The following is a 20,819-nucleotide window of genomic DNA, read 5'->3' as shown; positions in this document are numbered from 1 at the left end:
CGACATCGACTGTTGACGCCCGCCTACGCTCATGAACCGTCTCCTTGTCCCTCTGCTGTTTGCCGCCGCCGCCGCGCTGCCCCTTTCCTCGTTCGCCGTGGAGCTCGACGCGCCGCTGACATGCAATGAGAGCGGCCACCAGTTCATTGCCGATCTGATGCAGCAGCAGCTGATCAAACCGAAGCCAAGTCACGTCGAAAGCAACTCGATCAACGCGTTCTCGCCGATGCCCGATGCGCATCTGACCGCGTTCGGTTTCCGCGTATTCGCGGTGGTGGGCTTCGAAAAGGACGACCCGATGTTCCGGGTCGGCGACGGCGAACCGGTCGCCCAGTCCGCGTATGGCGCGGTCGTGTTCGGCAGCGACGACAATGTTAAAAGCGCGCTTGAAAACGCCGGCAGCACGGCGATCGTGCATCACGTCGCGCCGCTCATCACGGCGATTTTCTGCAAGCGCAGCTAGGGTTTGGCGAGACGTCGTATTCGACCGTTTCGCCACGATCGTCGATATCTTCGACCACGAGCCAGTTCGAGTGGCCAGTGACATAGCAGCGCCGCTCTGCCAGCTGCGCCATGATCGCCGGCAGTGTCAGCGACCAGCGGATCCGATCACGACGCAACCGCGCCTACAACCGCCACTTACCCCGGCCGACGAAACTCGTTTGCCACCCACGCCGCGGCGCTCGCCTTGCTGAGCTTGAACGTCGGCGCAACCTGCACTTGCGCGATCTGCTCGCCGAAAATATCGAGCGCGCTCAACAGTGCGTACGGGTCGTCTTCGTCGGGGACGATGTCGAGCGTGATGTCGAGTTCGTCGTTGCCGTCCGCGCTCGGCACGCGCACCGTCTTGTGGAGTTGCGCGCGCAGCTGCTGCTCGTGACGACGCAGCACTTCCGCCGCGGTTTTCACGAGCGTGTTGAACGCCGATACGTCGAGCGGCTTCGGATCCTTCTTGTTGCGGCCCATGGTCCACGGTCCGACGAGCGCAGGCTCCGCCTCGCCGTCCTTGATCATTTCGACGGCCCAGCCTTCGTCGTCTTCGTTCTTGATGATGCGCGCGGTCCAGCCGTTGTCGCGCCACAGACGTTCTTCATGCACGCTGTCGTCAGGTCCGAGGAACTCGGCATTCGTGTCGGTCGAGGGAAAGGGCGTGTCGGTCATCACAGGTTCACTCACTTCGCGGGGCGCACAAACAGATTTCGAACCCGCGATTCTACCTGCCCAGCCCGCTTGGCCCTGCTCGCTCTGACGAACGGACAAGGCGCGTTCGGAACGGCGCAGCCGCTCAACGCGCAAAAAGTTATATTTACCTACGCGACGATGTATAAATCCGCTTTAAATTTCAGATAAAAAAAACGCGGCCCGAAAGCCGCGTGTAAAAATGAAAAAGACACCCTTTGGTCGAAGGGGTCTATCAAAATTATAAGTGGCATCCACCCTCGATTTAAGGCTTTCTTCGAAAGACTGCATTGCGCAAAACCGTGGGAATCAGCGCAAACGGCCTCGTCCGCTTTCCCCTTGTGCTCGCTGCGAGGCCTTGAGCCGTTACCGCCCGACAACAGCCCGTGACTTGACAGCGCGTCCCGCCATTCATCGTTAAAAATAATTTCCTTTTTCGGACCTGCACTTACGCGATTAATTCACATAATCCCGGATTCGAAAATAGACCGTTGTAAGGCGCGCAATTAAATATCCGCATAGCGGCAATTACACTTCGCTGCGAATCGACAGTCAACGGGGCGCAAGCAGCAACTTTCGCTCGAATGCCGATTCGGCGCGAACGTCGCGGCGATCAATACGCTTGCGCCGTCGTCGACCGGCAACCAGGTCGCCGCGGCAGTCGGTCTGCGGCATCGCTTCTGACGGCGCTTCTCACCACGCTTTTCATGCAGGCATTGCGCCGCGCGGCCATCCCCGCGTGGCGCGGTCGAACCCACGCGACACGATCACGTTCAGGTATTTTCATGGGCCTTACGGTTTGCCGTCAGACCAATAAACGCATGGCCGCGCTAGTGACGACGTCGACACATGCTCGGTATACTGCCCCGGCCGCCGTGCGACGCCGCGAAACCTCGCCGCCTGCACGGCAGCTTCGTCGCGAAGCATCGCGCTGTACGTCAGCGCATCGCGCTTCGCCCGCGCCTCACCTTCCCATGCATGACCGGGAATGCCGACGATCGGATCATGAAAAGACTTCTCCTGCTTGCCCCAGTTGTCGCCCTCACCGCCACCCTCGCCGCTTGCGGTTCATCGGGCGGCCCCGCGCGCGACGCGTCCGCACCGCTCGTGTACGTGTCGTCGTCACGCACGCCTGCGTCCATCGCCGCCTGCCTCGAAGAACGTCTGCCGCGCGTGCGCACCTCGCACGCCGGCGCGGCGACCGAACTTGCGGTCGGTGCCGATTCGCACAACTCGTACTTCGTCACGCTGACCCCGCTCAACGGCACCACGGTCATCAAGGTCGTGCATCCGGCCAATGCGCCCGACGATCCGCCCGAAGAGGAGATGCGCTTCGATATCGCGCGCTGCGCGACCTGAGCGGCGCGGCGCGCTTGAACGCCGTGCGCGTCATGCACGGAAGGCCGGTGCGCGAATTTTTATCTCGCGCATCGGCTATTTTTTTACGCGCCCATCTGCGAACATAGCCGCCCTTTGTTTTTCGCGCGGCACGTGTGCCGCGAGTTTCGATGGCATCCAGCAAAGCGCATCATGCGACCGGTTTCGCAGCCGGCATCATCGCGGCGGCGATCGTCGCGCGCAGCGGCGGCGGTCCGTTTCATGCTGGCGTGCTGCTGAGCTTCATCGCCGGCGTGGCTGGCAGCACCGCGCCGGACTGGCTCGAAGTCGCATGGTGGTCGCGCGCGCGGCGGCTGTGGATCACGCATCGCACGTTGACGCATTGGGGCATCGGCTGGCTCGCGCTGCTCGCGGTGTCGTATCACACGCTCGGACATTCGATCTTCGCGGCGCCCGCGTTCGGCTTCGCGTGCGGCGGCCTGATGCATCTGCTCGCCGACTGGCCGAATCCGCTCGGCGTGCCGTGGATCGCCGGGCGACATTCGTTGAATCTATGGAATAGCGGGCACTGCGATCTGATCGTCGTCGCGGCATCCTGGGCGGCCGCGTGGTTTATCGGCGAGCATGTGTGGCTGCATGGCATGCATGCGTTGCCGTGGTTGCGCCATTGGCCGATCGGCTAGGCGCAGCGCGATGCTATCGGCCCGACGTGCGGGCGCGGCGGCTAGCCGTGCATCATTGCCGTCCGTTGTCGGTGCGCTCTCCTTCGCGGACCTTGCCTTGCGATACGCTGCTGCCCGGCGGCACGCTATGCGTGAGCCACACGTTGCCGCCGATCACCGACCCGCGCCCGATCGTCACGCGTCCGAGAATCGTCGCGCCCGCGTAGATCACGACATCGTCCTCGACGATCGGATGCCGGGCGTTGCCCTTGATCAGCGTGCCGTCCTCATCGGCCGCGAAGCTCTTCGCGCCGAGCGTGACCGCCTGGTACACGCGCACGCGCTCGCCGATGATCGCTGTCTCGCCGATCACCACGCCGGTGCCGTGATCGATGAAGAAGCTCGGCCCGATCGTCGCGCCCGGGTGAATGTCGATGCCGGTCGCCGAGTGCGCGATCTCGTTGATGAAGCGCGCGAGCAGCGGCACGCCGAGCCGATGCAGCGCATGCGCGAGCCGATGATGCGTCATCGCCCACACGCCCGGATAGCACAGCAGGATTTCGGTGATGTGCTGCGCGGCGGGGTCGCCGGTGTACGCAGCCTGGATGTCGCTGACGAGCAGCGCGCGTATGCCCGCCAGCTGCGTCGCGAACTCGCGCGCCACCGCGAACGCGCGCTCCCGCAACTCGGCGTCCGGCGTCTCGCCGAACTCGGTCAGGAAGCGCAGCGCGCGGCGAATCTGTTCGGCGAGCAGCCGCAACGTGCTTTCGAGCGTGTGGCCGACGTAGTAGTCGACCGTTTCGTCGGTTAGATCGGGCGCGCCGTAATGCGTCGGAAACATCGCGGCGCGCAGACCGGCCACGATATTGACCACCGCTTCGCGCGATGGCAATTCGCGAATGCCGAGCGGATGCCGCGTGCGATGCAATTGCTCGCGCGAGGCGCGCAGGTCGGCGACGATCTGTTCAAGGCCCCAGTTATGGGAAGGCTCGTTGGGCATAAGGGACGGCGCCGTGCGGCGTGCACGGTTCGAAGTGGTTATCGAGCAGAGATTACCGCGTTTTAACGGTGCCCGCCCGGCAGCGCGCGGGTCGGCTCGGATTCATTGCGTCGACGTGCGCTGGCACGCACGCATCGTTCCCTGACTTCAGATAGTCAGACTGCTCGCGTCGATCCAGCGCACTGCCCAATCGCGCGCGTGCGCGATGGCAGCGGCTTCGTCGGAGAAGCGCAGTTCCGTGGGAAAGAAACGGTTAGCGACCAGTTCGCCGTCGCTCGAGCGCGAGATCACCACATACGGTTGCCAGGAGCCGTCGCCCGAGCGCGCCGGTTCGCAATTCAGAAGATAGCCGCGATGTGTGAATGCAGCATCGAAGTGCATGAGTCACCCGCCCCTGAAGCCCCGTAACATTTTCTCAGTCGCGCGGCCATTTGTTTGTTAGTTTTTTCCGACCATGCTGGAACAGCCGGAGCATGCCGCCAATTTATCCGCGCGTCGGTCGCAGGAGTAAGATCATACTCTGTAGAAAATACGCGTCCATTGAAAAAAACCAAATGAATCGCGGACGTCATCGCCATTCAATCGCGAGGCAACGCCACTCGCATCGAAGGATGGCGGACAACGCATCGCGACTCTCGCGCACCGCGGCGCCGTGTCAGTCGGAACGGCTTTTGCTCTTTTCTTCGAATGTCTGCTTCAGGAGAATGCACGATGAACAGCGCGATCAGCAAACCCGAAAACGCCGGTACGAAACCGGACCCGAAGGACCCACGAAGCACGGACCTGCACAACGACCGCACGCACGACAGCACGGTCGACACCGACGGCAAGAACCGCGAAGCAGCCCGTCTGGCAGGCCACGGCGCGATCTCGCCCGACGCGGTCACGACCAGCAATGCGACGCTCGACAACAGCGTGCCCGAGTCGCTCGATGGCATGGCCGGCTTTGACAGCAGGGTCGGCGGCAACCACCTGCTGCTCGCGCTCGAGCCGGGCTACTCGGTGATCGACAAGGGCATGGCCGAGCCGCTCGCCGTCTACTCGGCCGACCATCAGTACGACGACCCGCGTCCGGTCGGACAGCGCCACGATCGTGGCCGCATTCACTATGCGCTCAATCATTTGCGGCCTGCGCGCGTAATCGAATTACATCGGGTGAAATAGGCGCGCGCGTATCATCCCTTTAGACGCGCGCGTTTGAATTACCGGGTTTATTCCGATTTATCAGGCAATCACGCAGCACGCACTGTTTTATTCTGGTGCGTGCTTTGCTTTGTTTAACGTGGGTTCGTTTAACGGAGTTGCGGATGAAAAGAATCGTCGTCATCGGTGCCACGGGCACGCTCGGCCAGGCGATCCGCGCGGAGCTGAAGGCGCGTCACGAAGTGATCGAGGTGGGCGCGACGCGCGGGCAATATCACGTCGATAGCACGGACCCGGCGAGCGTCGAGCGGCTGTTTCGCGACATCGGCAAGGTGGACGGCGTCGTCACCGCGACCGGCAAGGTGCATTTCGGTCCGCTGGAGCAGATGAGCATCGAGCAGTTCCGGGTCGGGCTGCGCGACAAGCTGATGGGCCAGATCAACGTCGTGTTCGCGGCGCTGCCGTATATGAACGACGGCGGATCGTTCACGCTGACGAGCGGCATTCTGGGCGACGAGCCGATCCCGCAGGGAGCGAGCGCGACGACCGTCAATCTCGCGCTCGAGGGCTTCGTGCGCGGCGCCGCGATCGAACTGCCGCGCGGGCTGCGCATCAACGTGGTGAGTCCGACCGTGCTGACCGAGTCGATGGAGGCTTACGCGCCGTTCTTTCGCGGCTTCGAGCCCGTCAGCGCGCAACGCGCGGCGCTTGCTTATCTGCGCAGTGTGGAAGGCGCGCAGACGGGGCGCGTGTATCGCGTGGGGTATTGAACCTCAGTGAATCTCCGGCTCGCCCGAGCTATCGGGACTCACGCCGCCACGCTGCAGGAAGTCGAAATCGCAGCCTTGATCCGCCTGCATCACGTGCGCCTGATGCAGGGCGCCATAGCCGCGCTCGAAGCGCGCAGCGGGTTTGACCCACGCGGCCTTGCGGCGCGCGAGTTCTTCGTCCGATACCAGCAGATTCAGCCTGCGGCGCGGCACATCGAGCTCGATCAGATCGCCGCTTCGCACCAACGCCAGCGGCCCGCCGACGAATGCCTCGGGCGCCGCGTGCAGCACGCACGCGCCATAGCTCGTGCCGCTCATCCGCGCGTCAGAGATGCGCACCATGTCGCGCACGCCCTTTTGCAGCAGCTTGCGCGGAATCGGCAGTTGACCCCATTCGGGCATGCCCGCGCCGACCGGCCCCGCGTGCTGCAGCACGAGCACGCAGCTTTCGTCGATGTCGAGCGCGTCGTCGTCGATGCGCGCGGCCATGTCGTCGTAGTCGCTGAACACGACCGCACGGCCCGTATGCACGAGCAGATGCGGCTCGGCCGCGCCCGGCTTGATCACGGCGCCGTCGGGCGCGAGATTGCCGCGCAGCACCGCGAGGCTGCTGTCGCGCAGTAGCGGATTCGTGCGGCGGCGGATCACGTCGTCGTTGAAAATGCGCGCGCCGGCAAGGTTCTCGCCGAGGGTGCGGCCGTTCACGGTTTTCTGCGAGCCGTCGATCAGTTCGCCCAGTTCCGCGAGCAGCCCGCGCAAACCGCCCGCGTAGAAAAAGTCCTCCATCAGATAGGCGCCGGTCGGTCTGATGTTCGCGAGCACGGGCGTGCGGCGCGCGATCTCGTCGAAGCGGTCGAGCGTCAACTCGATGCCCGCGCGCCGTGCCAGCGCGATCATATGCACGACCGAATTGGTCGACCCGGACAGCGCGACACAAGTCGTCACCGCGTTATCGACCGATGCCGCCGTGATCAGGTCCGACGGCTTCAGATCCTCCCACACCATCTCGACGATACGCATGCCGGTTTTCGCGGCCATCTGCGCATGCCGCGAATCGGGCGCGGGAATCGACGCGAAGCCGGGCAGCGTGAAGCCCAGCGCTTCGGCCGCGCTCGTCATCGTCGATGCGGTGCCCATCGTCATGCAGTGACCGGGCGAGCGCGCGATGCCACCCTCGACGCCCTGCCAGTCGTCCGGCGTCAGCGTGCCCGCGCGCAGTTCGGCCCAGTAGCGCCACGAGTCGGAACCCGAGCCGAGCGTCACGCCGTTCCAGTTGCCGCGCAGCATCGGGCCGGCAGGCAGAAAGATGGCGGGCAGATCCATCGAGATCGCGCCCATCAACAAAGCGGGCGTGGTCTTGTCGCAGCCGCCCATCAACACGACGCCGTCGGCGGGATACGAGCGCAGCATCTCCTCGGCTTCCATCGCGAGGAAATTGCGGTACAGCATCGTGGTGGGCTTCTGGAACGGCTCGGACAGCGTCTGCACAGGCAGCTCGATCGGAAAGCCGCCGGCCTGCCAGATGCCGCGTTTCACTTCCTCGACGCGCTGCTTGAAATGCGTGTGGCACGGATTGATCTCGCTCCACGTGTTCAGAATCGCGATGACCGGCTTGCCCGCGTATTCGTCGCGGTTGTAGCCCATCTGCGCGGTGCGCGAGCGGTGGCCGAACGAACGCAGATCGTTCGCGCCGTACCAGCGATGACTACGCAATTCCTCAGGGGTCTTTCTCTTCGTCAACGTCTACTCCACGATTGGCGCCGACCATGCGTCAGCGCCTCTGTTCTTTCACGCGGGACACGATCTGCGTCGGGCTCACGAATTGTAGTGCGATCAGCACCCAGACCAACGTGATCGCCATATAGATCATCGCCATCGCATCGATCGATTGCGGCGCGCGCACGCCGGTCGAAAACACAGCGTAATACAACGCGACCACCAGCGTTTGCGTGGCCGGACCGGCCGTAAAAAACGTCAGCTCGAACATGCCGATCGTGCGCACCAGCACGAGCAGCCCCGCCGCCAGCATGCCCGGCACGAGCAGCGGCAGCAGCACGTACCGGAAATAGCGGAACGTATTCGCGCCGAAAATGCGCGCGGCCGCTTCGAGATTCGGATCGATCTGCTCGATGAACGGCGTCATCACCAGAATCACGAACGGCAGCGCCGGTACGAGATTCGCAAGAATCACGCCCCATAGCGTGCCGGCGAGTCCGACCTTGTACATCGCGGTCGCCATCGGAATGCCGTAGGTGACGGGCGGCACCATCAACGGCAGCAGAAAGATCAGCATCGCAAGGCGCTTGCCGCGGAATTGCACGCGCGCGAGCGCATACGCAGCCGGCACGCCGAGCAGCACCGACAGCAACACGACCGCGCCGACCACCTGCACGGTCACCCACAGCACGCTCGCGAGCTGGAAGTCGCTCCAGGCCTGCGCATACCAGTGCAGCGTGAAGCCTTGCGGCAACGCGGTGCCGAACCAGCGCGTCGCGATCGAATTCACCGCGACGGTCGCAATCAGCAGCACGACGTTGATCAGGAAGAACGCCATCACGGCCCACACCAGCACCTGCCAGATGCGGCCCGGCAGATTCGCGCGCTGACGCGCATGTTGCGCTGGCTCGCGGGCGCCGTCGCCCGGCTGAGGCGCCGCGCAAGCGGAGGTGGACGCGGACCAGTCGGGCTGCGTCGCGCGACGATCGGTCGTCATCAGCCTTTGCCTCCCGTTACGGGACCACGATAGAACCAGCGGCGCGCGCCGAGCAGCGCGGCGACCACCAGCAGTTGCACGAAGCCCATCACCATCGCGATCGCCGATGCGAGCGAATAGTCGTAGCTCTCGAACGCGGCTTCGGCCGCGGCAATCGACATCACGCGCGTCGGACCCGCGGGCGCGCCGAGCAGCACCGCCGACGGAAACACCGAGAACGCCTGCACGAACGACAGACACGCGGCCATCGTGAGCCCCGGCACGAGCAGCGGCAGATAGATGCGGCGAAACTGCTGCCACGGACTCGCGCCGAGCGTCGCGGCCGCGCTTGCGAGCGTCGGGTCGATGCCGGTCACGTACGACAGCGTCAGCAGAAACGCGAACGGAAAGCCCGACACGATCAGCGACAGCAGCACGCCCGTGAAGTTGTGCGTGAGCCGCACCTCTTGGGTGTACAGATGCAGCGCCTGCAACGCCTGCGGCAGCCAGCCGTGCGGACCGAAGTACGTGAGCATGCCGTCGGCGATCAGCACGGTGCCGAGCGTCACCGGGATCACCAACAGCGTCGTGACGATCTTCTGATACCGCGAGTAGCGGCGCAGCGCGAACGCGACTGGCACCGACACGCCGACGTTGATCAGCGTGGCCGGCACCGACAGCTTCAGCGTAACGAGAATCGTCGGCCACATCGACGTGTCGGTAAAGAACGTCAGATAGTTGGCCCACACGCCGCCGCCGTTCATCGGCCGGAACGACAGCGCGAGACCATACGCGAACGGATAGATGAACAGCGCGACGATAAAGAGCAGCGCGGGCGCGACGAGCCAGGCCTTGGCATCGCGCGGCGCGCGGGACGTAAGCGGGGGGACAAGCGTCGGCGTGTTCATGCGGCCTCGGCGTCGTAGACGAGCACGCACGACGGCCGCACGCGCAGCGTGATGCGCTCGCCCTCCGCGCATTCACCGGTCACGCGCGCCCATACGTCGCCGAACGCGGACTTCACGCGCAGCAGCGAATCGTGGCCGCCATACTCGACCGCGTCGATCAGCGCCTCGAACGCGTTGGCGGCGCCGGGCTCGGCGCGCTCCATGTCTTCGGGGCGCAGCGCGACACTCACGCGTTTGCCGTCGAAGCCGGCCATCGGCGTACCGATGAGCCGCACGCCGTTGGCACTGACCACGACGCCATCGCCTTGCATACCCTCCAGCGTGAACTCGGCGACATTGCGATAACCCATGAAGCGCGCGACATGCAGATTGCGCGGCCGCGTATAGACCTCCTTCGGCCTCGCGACCTGCTGCACGACACCCTCCCTCATCACGACGATGCGATCGGCCATCGACAGCGCTTCGTCCTGATCATGCGTCACGTACAGCGTCGCGCGTTCGAGCTGCGTATGGATGCGGCGAATTTCCGCGCGCATTTCGATGCGCAGCTTCGTATCGAGATTCGACAGCGGCTCGTCCATCAGGATCAGCGGCGGCTCGATCACGATCGCACGCGCGATCGCGACACGCTGCTGCTGGCCACCGGACAATTGGCCGGGCAGCTTGTGCTCATGCCCCGTCAGTTGCACCAGTTTCAAGGCCTCGCGTGCGCGGCGCGCGATCTCGCTTCTGCCGACGCCGCGCATTTTCAGCCCGAAGCCGACGTTCTCCAGCACGCTCATATGCGGGAACAGCGCGTAGTTCTGGAACACCATGCCGAAGCCGCGCTTTTCCGGCGGCAGCACGTCGATGCGCCGCTCGTCGAGCCAGATGCCGCCGCCGGTGAGCGGCTGCAATCCGGCGATGCAGTTCAGCGCCGTCGATTTGCCACAACCCGACGGCCCCAGCAGCGCGATGAACTCGCCGCGCCGGATCGTCAGATCGAGACCCTGCAGCGCGGCGATCGCGTGGCCTTGCGCGTTGGTGAAACTGCGGCTCACCGAATCGAGCCGCAACTGCTCAAAGTGATGCTTCATGGCGGTTTCCTGATCCGCGTGAGGCGACGGATGTCGCGAGCGCCGCGCGTGCGGTGGGCGCGGCGCATCAGGCAGTTAAGCCGAGGCGCGTGATCGCTGAAAACATGCAGCGCGGCGGTACCTCACGCCGCGCTGCGTTTCGCCTCGTTTTCCGTCGCAATGGAGAAGGCCTAACGGGTCTTCTGCGCGCCGATGTCGCTATCCCACTTCCTGAAGGCGGCGACCATCGCTGCTGCATTCAGCGGCAAAGCATGCGGACGATCGGCCAACAACTTCGCGTATTCGGGCCGGCCATACTTTTGCAGCACCTCCTGGCTATGCGCGGGCGCCTGCTCGACTGAGACGCCCTTGATCGCGGGGCCAGGATAGAAGTAGCCGTCGTCGTAGGTCAGCGCCTGCTGCGCGGGCTCCAGCATGAAGTTCATCATCTTGTACAGCACGTCGAGCTTTTCCTTCGGCACGCCCTTCGGGACCACCATGTAGTGCGCGTCGTTGACCCACGTCATGTTGTCGAACGGTTGTACGCGGAATTCGGCCGGCACGATGCCGAGCGCGCGCGGATTGATGTCCCAGCCGGTCACGGTCACGGTCATGTCGCGCGTGCCTTCGCCCAGTTCCTTCATCACCGCCGAGGTGCCGCCCGGATAGTACGGTATGCAGTCGTTCAACTGCTTCAGGAACGCCCACGTCTTGTCCCAGCCGTGCACGGGGTCCTGCGGGTCCTTGTCGCCGAGCACGTAGGGCAAGCCCATCAGGAACGTGCGGCCAGGACCGGAATTGGCCGGCCGCGCGTAGATCAGCTTGTCGGGGTGGGCCTTGCACCATTGCAGCAGTTGCTCGGGTGTCTTCGGCGGCTCGCTGACCTTCGCCGGGTTGTATTCGAGCAGCGGACCAGCCGGCATATACGCGACCTCGAGCCCGTAGCCTTGCGCGAGATCCTGCATCTTGCGCGGGCCCGGCGCGTACTTGTCGAGCACGCCGGGGAACTGCGCCGCGTTGTCGGGCAGCAGCTTGATCCACAGGTTCTGTTCGATGCCGGCCGCGAGCGCGTCGGTGCCGGTCAAAACGAGGTCGATGTCGGAGCGGCCCGCGGCCTGCATCGCCTTGATCTTGCCGGGCAATTGCGGCGCGGGCGCGTTCGTGAACGTGATGTTCGCGACGAGATTCGGATTCTTCGCCTTGAACGCCTCGAAGCCCTTCTGCGTGAGTTGAAGATCGCCGGCCACGTCGACGATATTGATCGTGACCGGATCGGCCGCGTGCGCGGCAAGGGTGAACGCCGCGCTCGCGGCGATACAGACGGATACCAGCTTGAACGACAACCTGTGCGAAACAGTCATTGCGTCTCCTCGCTTCTTGGTATGGAAGCCCGCTGGTCGATGCGTTGCGGGCGGTGTCTTTCTACCAAGGGAACATAGCGAAGCGCAACAGCCGATGTCAAGCAAATAGTCGAGAGTGTGAGTCGGGCGAGAAAATGGCTCGTTTAACCTGAAATCCTTGTCGTTCAATGCCCGGCACCGCGGGTTAAGGGCAAACCCGAGCCCTCGCCGCGATAGCAATACATGTGGTCCGGTTAGCGGACAACTGCTCAACCTCCGCGCACGCCCTGCGTATTGACGAACAGCGAATACAACCCGTGGCTCGCCGCCATGAACAGACGGTTGCGATGCCGTCCGCCGAAGCAAACGTTCGCGCAACGCTCTGGCAATGCGATGTGGCCGAGCGGCTCGCCTTGCGAGCTGAACACGCGCACGCCGTCGAGCTCGTCGGTGCCCATGCCCCACCCGCACCACAAGTTGCCATGCGTGTCGACACGAAAACCGTCCGGAGTGCCCGGACCCGCGTCGATCAGCATGCGGTTGTTCGACAGCGTCGTGCCTTTGCCATTGGCCTCGACATCGAATACGCGGATCTTGCGCGGCTCGCCGCGCGATTGGACCACGTACAGCAGCGATTCGTCCGGCGAGAACGCGAGACCGTTCGGGGCGAGCACGTCGTCGATGACCATCGACACCTCGCCCGACTGGCCGTCGATCCGATACACGCACGCCTTCAGCTCGGACTGCTGCTGCTCGCCCTCGTAGAAACCTTCGATGCCGAAGGTCGGGTCGGTAAACCAGATCGAGCCGTCCGATTTGACGACCACGTCGTTCGGCGAATTGAAGCGCTTGCCCTGATAGCGATCGGCGAGCACGGTGATCGAGCCGTCGTACTCGGTGCGCGTCACACGCCGCGTCAGGTGCTCGCAACTGACGAGACGCCCTTCGCGATCGCGCGTATGGCCGTTCGCATTGTTCGACGATTGACGGAACGTGCTGACCGCGCCCGTCGTTTCGTCCCAGCGCAGGATGCGGTCGTTCGGAATGTCGCTCCACAGCAGATAGCGGCCATCGCCGAACCACACCGGCCCCTCCGACCAGCGCGTGCCCTGATGCAAGCATTCGACCGACGCCGACGCGATGATCAACGACTTGAAGCGCGGATCGAACACACGGATGGAGGGATCGGGATAGCGTCGGCTGTGATCGGTCATGGGGTTGTCTGCGTGTCGGAGCGGTTCGATTGGGTGGCCGCGAACTCGCGCTCGAGAGCGAGCAGCGTGCGCGCGGTCTGCGCGATCTTCGCATGATGCTCGCGCGGTGTCGAACTGAGCAGCGGCTGCAGCGGCCCCATGTCGGCGAGGCCCGTGAACGTGATTGCATCGTGCAGCACGCGGATCAGCGAGATGTCGTTGCGCAGCGTTTCGAGCGGCATGAACGCATCGTGCAGACGTTGGGCGGTGTCGTGATCGGCGCTACCAGCGCTATCGGCGCTCCGGCCGCTTTGCACCGCGCGCAGCAGCGCCATCACCATGCTCGGCGCGATACAGCCGCTTCCGGTCGTCCACGCTGCGAGCCCGAACTCGCGCAGATGCACGAGCGCCGGCCGCTCGCCCATGCCCGATACGATCTTCGCGGCCGGCACGCGTTGCAGCAGCCGGCGCAGATACGGATCGTCAGCGGGGTTGTCGCGCGGGATCGCATACTTGACCGCGCTCAGCGTCCCACGCTCGACGAGCCGCGCGAGCGTACCGACAGCGACGTAGTTTTCGCTCTTGATATACAGCGTGAGCGGCATGCCGGCCGTGTCGGCGATCCGCGTGAGGCCCGTCTCGACGCCCTCGGGCGTCGTGAAGCCGCCGAGCGGCAGCACCATCGCCGTGCGGTAACGCGTCTGCGCGAGGATGCGCGCCTGATCGAGCATCTTGCCGTAGTCGGGACCCAGCGCCGGAATCACCCGTGTCCCGGGACCCGCGGCCTCGGCGAGCAGGTCCAGCAACTCGCGGTATTCGCTGACCGCGACGTGATAAAGGTTCGCATTGCCGCCATACAGCAGCGTGCGTACGCCGCCCGCTTCGATATGGCGGATCAGCGCGAGATTCTGGGCAGGGTCGAGCGTGTAGTCGGTCCGGCGCGCGAGCGGCGGCACGGCCATGACCGACGCGGCGAACTCGCCGTCGCTAAGCGGTGATTCGTTCATGATGGTTGACGCGGAAACGCGCCAGGCGGAGGTTTCACGGTAGCATCGGCATCACAATGTTGTCAAACAACCTGCGCGTGACGATCGCCCAGAATGCCGTCGGCGGCGAATTGCGCGGGAGCCGATCACGAAATTTCCTTTTGTATAACAATGAAGCGGGCCCGCAGCCAGCGGAATCGGCGCAGGCTTTTTTTGGCAAAAGGACACCGCGAGCAATAACCCGCTTTCCCAGATAATCGAGTAAATACGATTTATTTTAAAGCGCGACGAAATAATGCTGTCAACGAAACATATTAAAATCTGTCACCGGATGCCGATTAGCCGCGCCGCGCACCCGAGAAGCCCGGCCGGGTTAAAGATTTATTTCAATCAGCATAATAATAGGCGACGCCGGCGTTGCTATCACGTGGCGGCTATCGTTTACCCCGCGGAGCACCGGCGCATTGCGTTCGAGTTTTTAGTGATAGATTATGCGGACCAAAAGAGCGGACCGAAGTTTGTCTGCCAATAACCGCGAACGGGATGTTTGCGAGCCTGAGAGAGCCAAAAATTGTCGCTACACTTTATCGAGCAGATGGCACCGCTACTGGACGCCGCCGACGAGGCGGAATGGTTCGGCGTGATTACGGGCTTTGCCGAAACGTGGGGCTTCGACAAGATTCTGGTCGCGATGCTGCCGCGGCCAACCATGCGTCTCGAGGACGCTTACCTGCGCAGCACTTACGCACCGGCATGGCGCCAGACGTACGACGAGCAAGGCATGGCGCATATCGATCCGACGGTCGCACACTGCCTGTCACGCTCATCGCCGCTGGTCTGGACGCCCGAGATTTTCGCCAGCCCGGCGCAGCAATCCCTGTATGAGGAAGCTCGCTCGTACGGCCTCGGCGCGGGCGTGACGCTGCCAATTCATGGGCCGAATCTGGAGGCCGGCATGATGTGCTTCGTCAATGACGACAAGCCGTCAGACGGGTTCAGGCGCCATGTAAACGCCGCGTTGCCGAACCTCGTGCTGTTGCGCGACCTGGTGATCGACACCAGCAAACAGCATCTGAATTCACATGCGCAGACCTTGATGCCGAAGCTCACGCCGCGCGAGCGAGAATGTCTGAAATGGACCGCACGCGGCAAATCCACGTGGGAGATATCTCACATCCTGAGTTGCTCGGAAGCGGTGGTGAACTTCCATATGAAAAACATCAGGGCGAAATTCGGCGTGAATTCGCGGCGTGCGGCAGCCGTGATCGCGGCGCAGCTTGGGCTTATTGACCCGGGTTGAGCAGCGCGGCCGCGTCGCGGCTGTACATCACACGCTCGGCGCGACCCAGATCGGCGTCCGACACGGTCTTCATGAAGTACAGACCCAGCAGGATCGACACCGGCGCCGGGATCTCCGCGCCCGACTCGAAGCGGCTGCCGCGCGATTGCGTGACGCCGAAGCGAGCCCAGAAACGGCGCTGGCTCTCTTTTTTCTTCTTCCGATAGGCAATGATCAGAACCCGATCCACTGCCGAAGAGACCTCCGAAGGACGCGCCTGGAGGTGGGTTTGCGGTTGCCAGTGATTGTCGAGGAGTTCCATTTTGGAGCCTTGTAGGTTGGGGGCGGAGACGAGTCTGAATTCTGATATACCCGATAAGCATCCACACCTATCCAGGTAGGTAGGTGGCGCAAAGATTCAGAATGCATAAGTTTTCCTGCGTATCTGGCAGCCCCCCAACGCGTACAGGAGAACGTCATGCAAACCACGATCCGAATTGGACTCCGGCAGGAATTCGACAACGAACTGATCAACGAGATGTACCGCTTGCGCGCCCGTGTCTTTCACGGCCGGCTCGGCTGGGAGATTCCGACCATCGCGGGAATGGAGATCGACGGCTACGACGCGCTCGGGCCGTACTACATGCTGATTCAGGGCGAAGACGAACGGTTGCGCGGCTGTTGGCGCCTGATGCCGACCGAAGGTCCGAACATGCTGAAAGACACCTTCCCGCAGCTATTGCATGGCGCGGCCGCGCCGGTCGGGCGACATATCTGGGAACTGAGCCGCTGGGCGATCGAAACCGGCGGTGAGGAACAGTCGTTTGGTTTCACGGATATGACAATCCGCGCAATTCAGGAAGTGATGCGCTTCGCGCAGCGCATGGGCATCACGCATTACGTCACGGTGACCACCACGCCGATCGAGAGGATGCTGCGCCGAGCCGGCCTCGACATCAGCCGGCTCGGGCCGCCGCTGCAGATTGGCATCGAGCGGGCCGTCGCGCTCGACGTCGCGGTGAGCGCGAAAACGCTGACCTCGCTGTTCGGGCCGGTCGCCGTCGCTGCTTGAGCCGCGCCGAAGCGCGGCCTGACAAAAGTCGCGCCGCCTTCACCCGCGCGCGGACTCAGGAACCGAACATCCGTTCCAGCGCGTTCTCGAGATGCGCGCGCATTGCGGCCCCCGCGCCCGCCGCGTCCTTGCGGCGGATTGCGTCGAGCACCGCCATGTGTTCGGCCTGCACCAGCCGCTGCCGCTCCACCGTCTTGACGAGCGACAGATTGCGCGACAGGTTCATGCTGAACAGGATCTGTTCCTCGATGAACGACATCACCGTGATGAAAAACGGATTCTTCGACGCGCGCGCGACCGCCTGATGAAACAGGAAATCATCCTTCGCGCCGATCCCCTGCGCCTCGATGATGCGCTCGAGCTCGTCCCACGCGTGCTGGATCGCGGCGATGTCGTCGGCGTCGGCCTTCAGCGCTGCCTGCGCGGCCGCGCCCGCCTCGGTCACGATGCGAAACTCATAGCAGCGGCGGATATCGGACAGCGTTTCGAGCGGCGCGAAGCGGCGTACGTCCGGATCGGGGCGCCGCGCGACGGTCGTGCCAGAGCCGTGCCGCGTCGAGATGATGCCGTCGGCCCGCAATCGCGCGAGCGCTTCGCGCACGGTCGGTCGGGACGTGGCGAAACGCTCCGCCAGCGCGTGCTCGGTCGGCAATCGCTCGCCTTCCTTGTACTCGCCTTCGAGGATGCGGTTGAGAATGTCGCCGTAGATCTGCTCGGGTAAGCCCTTGGTTTTTCGATCGTTCATCAGCGGACTGGCCAGCTTGTCTGAATATGGCTTGATTGTAAGGCCAACCCTGTTTCGGCTTCAGCAAAGTTTTACGGGTTGTAAGCATGCCAGGCCGCTTCGCGCACGCCGCCGCGCCCGCCATTTTGTCCGCGCCGCGCCGGAATATTTGGCAAGTGTTTGATTTACATCCTGGTCCGGTGCATCTTTTCGGGCAATCATCTAAGCTTCATTGGTATAAAAGATCAATAAACCTGCCGCGGTTAGCAATGTGGCAGACGCATTTTTGACGCGGAGCCGATATGTACACACGCATCCTTGTAGCGGTCGACGGCAGCAATACCTCACGCCGTGCGTTCGAAGCGGCGCTCGATCTCGCCAAATCGAATGGCGCGGTGTTGCGGCCATTTTATGTCGTCGAAAACACGCCGATGTACTTCGAGGCGCCCGGCTACGATCCGTCGATCCTGCGCAACCGCCTGATCGAGGAAGGCCAGGAGCTGCGTGCCGAGTTTTCGAAAGTGATGGCCGAGCAAGGTGTGAAGGGCGACCCGGCGGTCTCCGAGGCTTCGTCGCTCGGCGATGTCGCCGAGATCGTGCTGCAGGCCGCCGCCGAATTCAACGCCGACCTGCTCGTGATGGGCACGCACGGCCGGCGTGGCTTTCAGCGGCTGATTCTCGGCAGCGTCGCTGAACGCTGCGTGCGCCAGGCCACTCTTCCGGTTCTGCTGGTACCGTCCGCCGCGGGCACCGACAAGGAACCCGCCTGACTCTTTCATCAGGCGCAGGGCGGCACGCCACGCCCTGCCTTGCCGGAATCGAGCCACGCTACCCGTCGACGGGCGACGTCGATATAGGCCGCGGCGGCTCACCTTCTCACCTTCGTCAGAGCACCGCCGTTGCTCGGACTGCCGAGCAGCGAACGTGTCACTTTGCCGCCAGTTGCGGGTCATAGCGGGTGGGACAATTTCACCACTACCAATAATCGAACATGCTCAATCCTACTGCTGTGACCCGTTCCTCGACCCGCTCCGCCGGCAACCGCGAGGCCGTGGCGGCACGCGCAGCCGCACGTACCGCCGCGCGCTGCTCCAGCTGTTCGATGCGTGAGATCTGCATGCCGCAGGGGCTGTCGGCGGAGGAACTGCCGAAGCTCGAAACGCTGATCTGTTCGGCGCGCTCGGTGCCGCGCGGCGAAGCGCTGTATCGCAGCGGCGACCGCTTCGACAATATCTACGCGGTGCGCTCCGGCTCGATGAAGACTGTGATGGTCCACCGCGTCGGCCGCGAGCAGGTCACCGGGCTGCGTCTGGCCGGCGAGCCGCTCGGGCTCGACGGCATCAGCGCGGACGTCCATGCGTGCAGCGCCGTCGCGCTGGAAGACAGCACGGTGTGCATCGTTCCATATAGCGCGCTGAAGCTGCTGTGTCGCGAAATCAGTTCGATCCAGGAGCGCATGCACAAGCTACTGGGCGCGCAGATCGTCAGCGAAGCCGCGCAGATGATGGTGCTCGGCTCGCTGTCCGCCGACGAACGCGTCGCCGCCTTCCTGCTGGACGTGTCACAGCGCAATGCGCAGCGCGGCTACTCGTGGTCGGAATTCAATCTGCGAATGACGCGCGAGGACATGGGCAGCTACCTCGGCATGACGCTCGAAACGGTCAGCCGTACCCTGTCAAGATTTCAAAAACGCGGCCTGATCGACACGCGAGGCAAGCACATTCACATCGTCGATCTCGAAGGCTTGCGGCAGATCTAGCGGCCAGAGTGGCCTAGACGGTCGCGCTGTTAGTCTTGGCACGCCGCCTGCGAGCGGGTAGAGTTTTCAGACCGTCCCCCCACGGCAACCGTGTTGCATGGAGACCCGGCCCCAATGAATCGCGACCCTGTCCCGCATCATCCGCTCGTGCAGCGCCTGCTCGACGCGCGTCAAGTCACCGACGACCTGTTTGCGATCGTCAAACCCGACTACCTCTATGAACGGCCAATCCGCGAGCGTCACCGCGTCGTGTTCTACATCGGCCATCTCGAAGCGTTCGATCGCAATCTGCTCGACCAGCGTCTGTTCGATCTGCCGGCTTTCGCGCCGGAACTCGACCAGTTGTTCGCCTTCGGCATCGATCCGGTAGACGGCGGCTTTCCCACCGATCAACCCGGCGATTGGCCGTCGCTCGCCGCCGTGCGCGAGTATGCGACGCGCGCGCGCCGGCAGATCGACACCGCGCTCGACGAACTCGGCAGCGCGGCGCACGACGAGGCGGCCGTGCAGCTGCTGAACGTCGCGATCGAGCATCGGTTGATGCATGCGGAAACGCTCGCGTACATGCTCCACCAGTTGCCTCTCGCGCAGAAGAACACCGCGTTGCGCGAGCCGGTGGTGACGAGCGATGAGCAGCGCGACGCGTTGTCGACGATGGTCAGCGTGCCGGCCGGCACGGCCGTGCTCGGCATGCCGCGCGAGGCCGGCCGCTTCGGCTGGGATAATGAGTTCGGCGAAATGAGCGTGGACGTGCCCGCGTTCGAGATCGATCGATACATGGTCACGAACGGTGCGTTCCTCGGGTTCATCGAAGACGGCGGTTATCGCGAGCCGAAGTGGTGGTCGCCGAAGGACTGGGCATGGAAGGAAGCGGAGCGCATCGAGCATCCCGCTGGCTGGTCGCAACGCACGGCGCAAGACGGTCGCCCCGCATGGACGCTGCGCACGATGTTCGACGACGTGCCCTTGCCGCTCGACTGGCCCGTCTACGTGAGCCACGCCGAAGCGAGCGCCTACGCGCGCTGGGCCGGCAAAACCCTGCCGACCGAGGCGCAATGGCAACGCGCGGCGCACGGTGCGCCTCAAGCGGCATCGGGGAACTTCGATTTCCGCAGTTGGGATCCACGGCCCGTCGACGCGCATCCGGACAACGTCAGCACGTTCGGCGCGGAAGGTCAGTTCGGCAACGGCTGGGAATGGACCTCGACGCTTTTCGAAGCGCTGCCGGGCTTCGAAGCGTTTCCGTTCTATCCCGGCTATTCGGCCAACTTCTTCGATGGGCAGCACTACGTGCTGAAGGGCGGTTCGGCGCGTACCGCGCTGTGCATGCTGCGGCCGGAATTTCGCAACTGGTTTCAGCCGCATTATCAGTATGTGTATGCCGGGTTTCGGTGTGTGCGGGGTTGAGGAATAAAGCAGAAGATGAAGACAAAATCCAGCTTCCGCTTTAATGCAAATTTTTTCACGAAATGCTTTATTGTTTCAGCAAACGCTTTAATTTATCCTCACGACGACGCTTAGCTTCGTCATGCACTAAAAATAGTCTCGCACGAAATGGAACAGGCGGATCTCTGCATCGGATCGTGCCAAAATGTTAAGGAAGGTCTGCAAAAGTCCTGGCATTGCGTTGCTGCTGAGCTATCCTGGAAACAGAGCGAATTAGTTGAGGAGCAGTGTGATGACGCAACTTGGTCTTGGTCTGGATCTGTCAACGAAGCG

Annotated in this window: 22 protein-coding genes; 10 read left to right on the top strand and 12 right to left on the bottom strand. The window is 63.5% G+C overall.

The features are described from left to right. Positions 1-31 precede the first annotated feature (31 nt). Complete coding sequence (locus tag F6X40_RS37160) at positions 32-463, top strand: hypothetical protein (RefSeq protein ID WP_187631301.1); 432 nt, start codon at positions 32-34, stop codon at positions 461-463. A gap of 176 nt (positions 464-639) precedes the next feature. Here F6X40_RS37160 and F6X40_RS37155 read toward each other — a convergent pair whose 3' ends face one another. After that, positions 640-1,161 (bottom strand): hypothetical protein, encoded by a 522-nt coding sequence (locus F6X40_RS37155; RefSeq protein WP_187631300.1) that lies wholly within the window; start codon positions 1,159-1,161, stop codon positions 640-642. 867 nt (positions 1,162-2,028) lie between these two features. On the opposite strand from F6X40_RS37155, the gene F6X40_RS37150 reads away from it, so the two are divergent. Both F6X40_RS37150 and F6X40_RS37145 read left to right on the top strand, forming a co-directional pair. Further along, positions 2,029-2,538, top strand: a complete 510-nt coding sequence (locus F6X40_RS37150; RefSeq protein WP_187631299.1) for a hypothetical protein — start codon at positions 2,029-2,031, stop codon at positions 2,536-2,538. 149 nt (positions 2,539-2,687) lie between these two features. After that, positions 2,688-3,200, top strand: coding sequence for a metal-dependent hydrolase (locus tag F6X40_RS37145; RefSeq protein WP_184063278.1), 513 nt, complete (start codon positions 2,688-2,690; stop codon positions 3,198-3,200). 52 nt (positions 3,201-3,252) lie between these two features. Here the strand turns inward: F6X40_RS37145 and epsC are convergent, their stop codons facing one another. Then, positions 3,253-4,179: a serine O-acetyltransferase EpsC gene (gene epsC, locus F6X40_RS37140; RefSeq protein ID WP_187631298.1), complete on the bottom strand. Its 927-nt coding sequence runs from the start codon at positions 4,177-4,179 to the stop codon at positions 3,253-3,255. A gap of 147 nt (positions 4,180-4,326) precedes the next feature. After that, entirely contained in the window at positions 4,327-4,560 is a 234-nt protein-coding gene (locus F6X40_RS37135) for a hypothetical protein (RefSeq protein ID WP_013092363.1), read from the bottom strand. A gap of 330 nt (positions 4,561-4,890) precedes the next feature. Here F6X40_RS37135 and F6X40_RS37130 point away from each other — a divergent pair, with 330 nt between their 5' ends. Both F6X40_RS37130 and F6X40_RS37125 read left to right on the top strand, forming a co-directional pair. Beyond that, entirely contained in the window at positions 4,891-5,343 is a 453-nt protein-coding gene (locus tag F6X40_RS37130; protein WP_187631297.1) for a DUF3005 domain-containing protein, read from the top strand. Between the two features lie 143 nt (positions 5,344-5,486). Next, positions 5,487-6,092, top strand: coding sequence for a short chain dehydrogenase (locus F6X40_RS37125; protein WP_187631296.1), 606 nt, complete (start codon positions 5,487-5,489; stop codon positions 6,090-6,092). 3 nt (positions 6,093-6,095) lie between these two features. On the opposite strand, the gene araD is transcribed toward F6X40_RS37125, so the two are convergent. The 7 genes from araD to F6X40_RS37090 form a co-directional block, all read right to left on the bottom strand. Next, positions 6,096-7,832: an L-arabinonate dehydratase gene (araD, locus tag F6X40_RS37120; RefSeq protein ID WP_184024813.1), complete on the bottom strand. Its 1,737-nt coding sequence runs from the start codon at positions 7,830-7,832 to the stop codon at positions 6,096-6,098. 31 nt (positions 7,833-7,863) lie between these two features. After that, a complete protein-coding gene (locus F6X40_RS37115) occupies positions 7,864-8,805 on the bottom strand; it encodes an ABC transporter permease (protein WP_187631295.1) in 942 nt (313 codons plus the stop codon). Continuing rightward, positions 8,805-9,692 (bottom strand): ABC transporter permease, encoded by an 888-nt coding sequence (locus F6X40_RS37110; protein WP_018423602.1) that lies wholly within the window; start codon positions 9,690-9,692, stop codon positions 8,805-8,807. The genes F6X40_RS37115 and F6X40_RS37110 overlap by 1 nt, the downstream gene beginning before the upstream one ends. Continuing rightward, positions 9,689-10,768, bottom strand: coding sequence for an ABC transporter ATP-binding protein (locus F6X40_RS37105; protein ID WP_184063287.1), 1,080 nt, complete (start codon positions 10,766-10,768; stop codon positions 9,689-9,691). Before F6X40_RS37105 ends, F6X40_RS37110 begins: the two co-directional genes overlap by 4 nt. Before the next feature lie 170 nt (positions 10,769-10,938). After that, positions 10,939-12,108 carry an ABC transporter substrate-binding protein gene (locus F6X40_RS37100; protein WP_187631294.1) on the bottom strand — a complete coding sequence of 390 codons (1,170 nt, stop codon included), beginning with the start codon at positions 12,106-12,108 and terminating at the stop codon, positions 10,939-10,941. A gap of 248 nt (positions 12,109-12,356) precedes the next feature. After that, positions 12,357-13,301, bottom strand: coding sequence for an SMP-30/gluconolactonase/LRE family protein (locus F6X40_RS37095; RefSeq protein WP_187631293.1), 945 nt, complete (start codon positions 13,299-13,301; stop codon positions 12,357-12,359). Beyond that, positions 13,298-14,287: a dihydrodipicolinate synthase family protein gene (locus F6X40_RS37090; RefSeq protein WP_187631292.1), complete on the bottom strand. Its 990-nt coding sequence runs from the start codon at positions 14,285-14,287 to the stop codon at positions 13,298-13,300. Before F6X40_RS37090 ends, F6X40_RS37095 begins: the two co-directional genes overlap by 4 nt. 574 nt (positions 14,288-14,861) lie before the next feature. Here F6X40_RS37090 and F6X40_RS37085 point away from each other — a divergent pair. Beyond that, positions 14,862-15,566: a helix-turn-helix transcriptional regulator gene (locus F6X40_RS37085; protein WP_187631291.1), complete on the top strand. Its 705-nt coding sequence runs from the start codon at positions 14,862-14,864 to the stop codon at positions 15,564-15,566. Here F6X40_RS37085 and F6X40_RS37080 read toward each other — a convergent pair. Continuing rightward, the gene (locus F6X40_RS37080) at positions 15,550-15,867 is read right to left on the bottom strand and encodes a hypothetical protein (protein WP_013092374.1); all 318 of its coding nucleotides are present in this window, start codon (positions 15,865-15,867) and stop codon (positions 15,550-15,552) included. The genes F6X40_RS37085 and F6X40_RS37080 overlap by 17 nt on opposite strands. A 156-nt stretch (positions 15,868-16,023) precedes the next feature. Between F6X40_RS37080 and F6X40_RS37075 the strand changes: the two genes are divergently transcribed. After that, complete coding sequence (locus F6X40_RS37075) at positions 16,024-16,617, top strand: acyl-homoserine-lactone synthase (protein ID WP_090807325.1); 594 nt, start codon at positions 16,024-16,026, stop codon at positions 16,615-16,617. A 55-nt stretch (positions 16,618-16,672) separates the two neighbouring features. Here the strand turns inward: F6X40_RS37075 and F6X40_RS37070 are convergent, their stop codons facing one another. Next, positions 16,673-17,362, bottom strand: a complete 690-nt coding sequence (locus tag F6X40_RS37070) for a FadR/GntR family transcriptional regulator (protein WP_184063300.1) — start codon at positions 17,360-17,362, stop codon at positions 16,673-16,675. Positions 17,363-17,643: 281 nt separating this feature from the next. Between F6X40_RS37070 and F6X40_RS37065 the strand changes: the two genes are divergently transcribed. The 3 genes from F6X40_RS37065 to F6X40_RS37055 all read left to right on the top strand — a co-directional run bounded on the left by F6X40_RS37065 (position 17,644) and on the right by F6X40_RS37055 (position 20,507). Beyond that, positions 17,644-18,111: a universal stress protein gene (locus F6X40_RS37065; RefSeq protein WP_090807329.1), complete on the top strand. Its 468-nt coding sequence runs from the start codon at positions 17,644-17,646 to the stop codon at positions 18,109-18,111. A gap of 221 nt (positions 18,112-18,332) precedes the next feature. Then, positions 18,333-19,100 carry a helix-turn-helix domain-containing protein gene (locus F6X40_RS37060; RefSeq protein WP_184063305.1) on the top strand — a complete coding sequence of 256 codons (768 nt, stop codon included), beginning with the start codon at positions 18,333-18,335 and terminating at the stop codon, positions 19,098-19,100. Between the two features lie 114 nt (positions 19,101-19,214). Continuing rightward, a complete protein-coding gene (locus F6X40_RS37055) occupies positions 19,215-20,507 on the top strand; it encodes an SUMF1/EgtB/PvdO family nonheme iron enzyme (RefSeq protein ID WP_187631290.1) in 1,293 nt (430 codons plus the stop codon). Positions 20,508-20,819: the final 312 nt, after the last annotated feature.

This window comes from Paraburkholderia sp. UCT31, from assembly GCF_014397655.1.
GTDB lineage: Bacteria > Pseudomonadota > Gammaproteobacteria > Burkholderiales > Burkholderiaceae > Paraburkholderia > Paraburkholderia tuberum.
The sequence above is the reverse complement of the archived record's forward strand: the minus strand, read 5'-3'. Positions and strand labels throughout refer to the sequence as shown.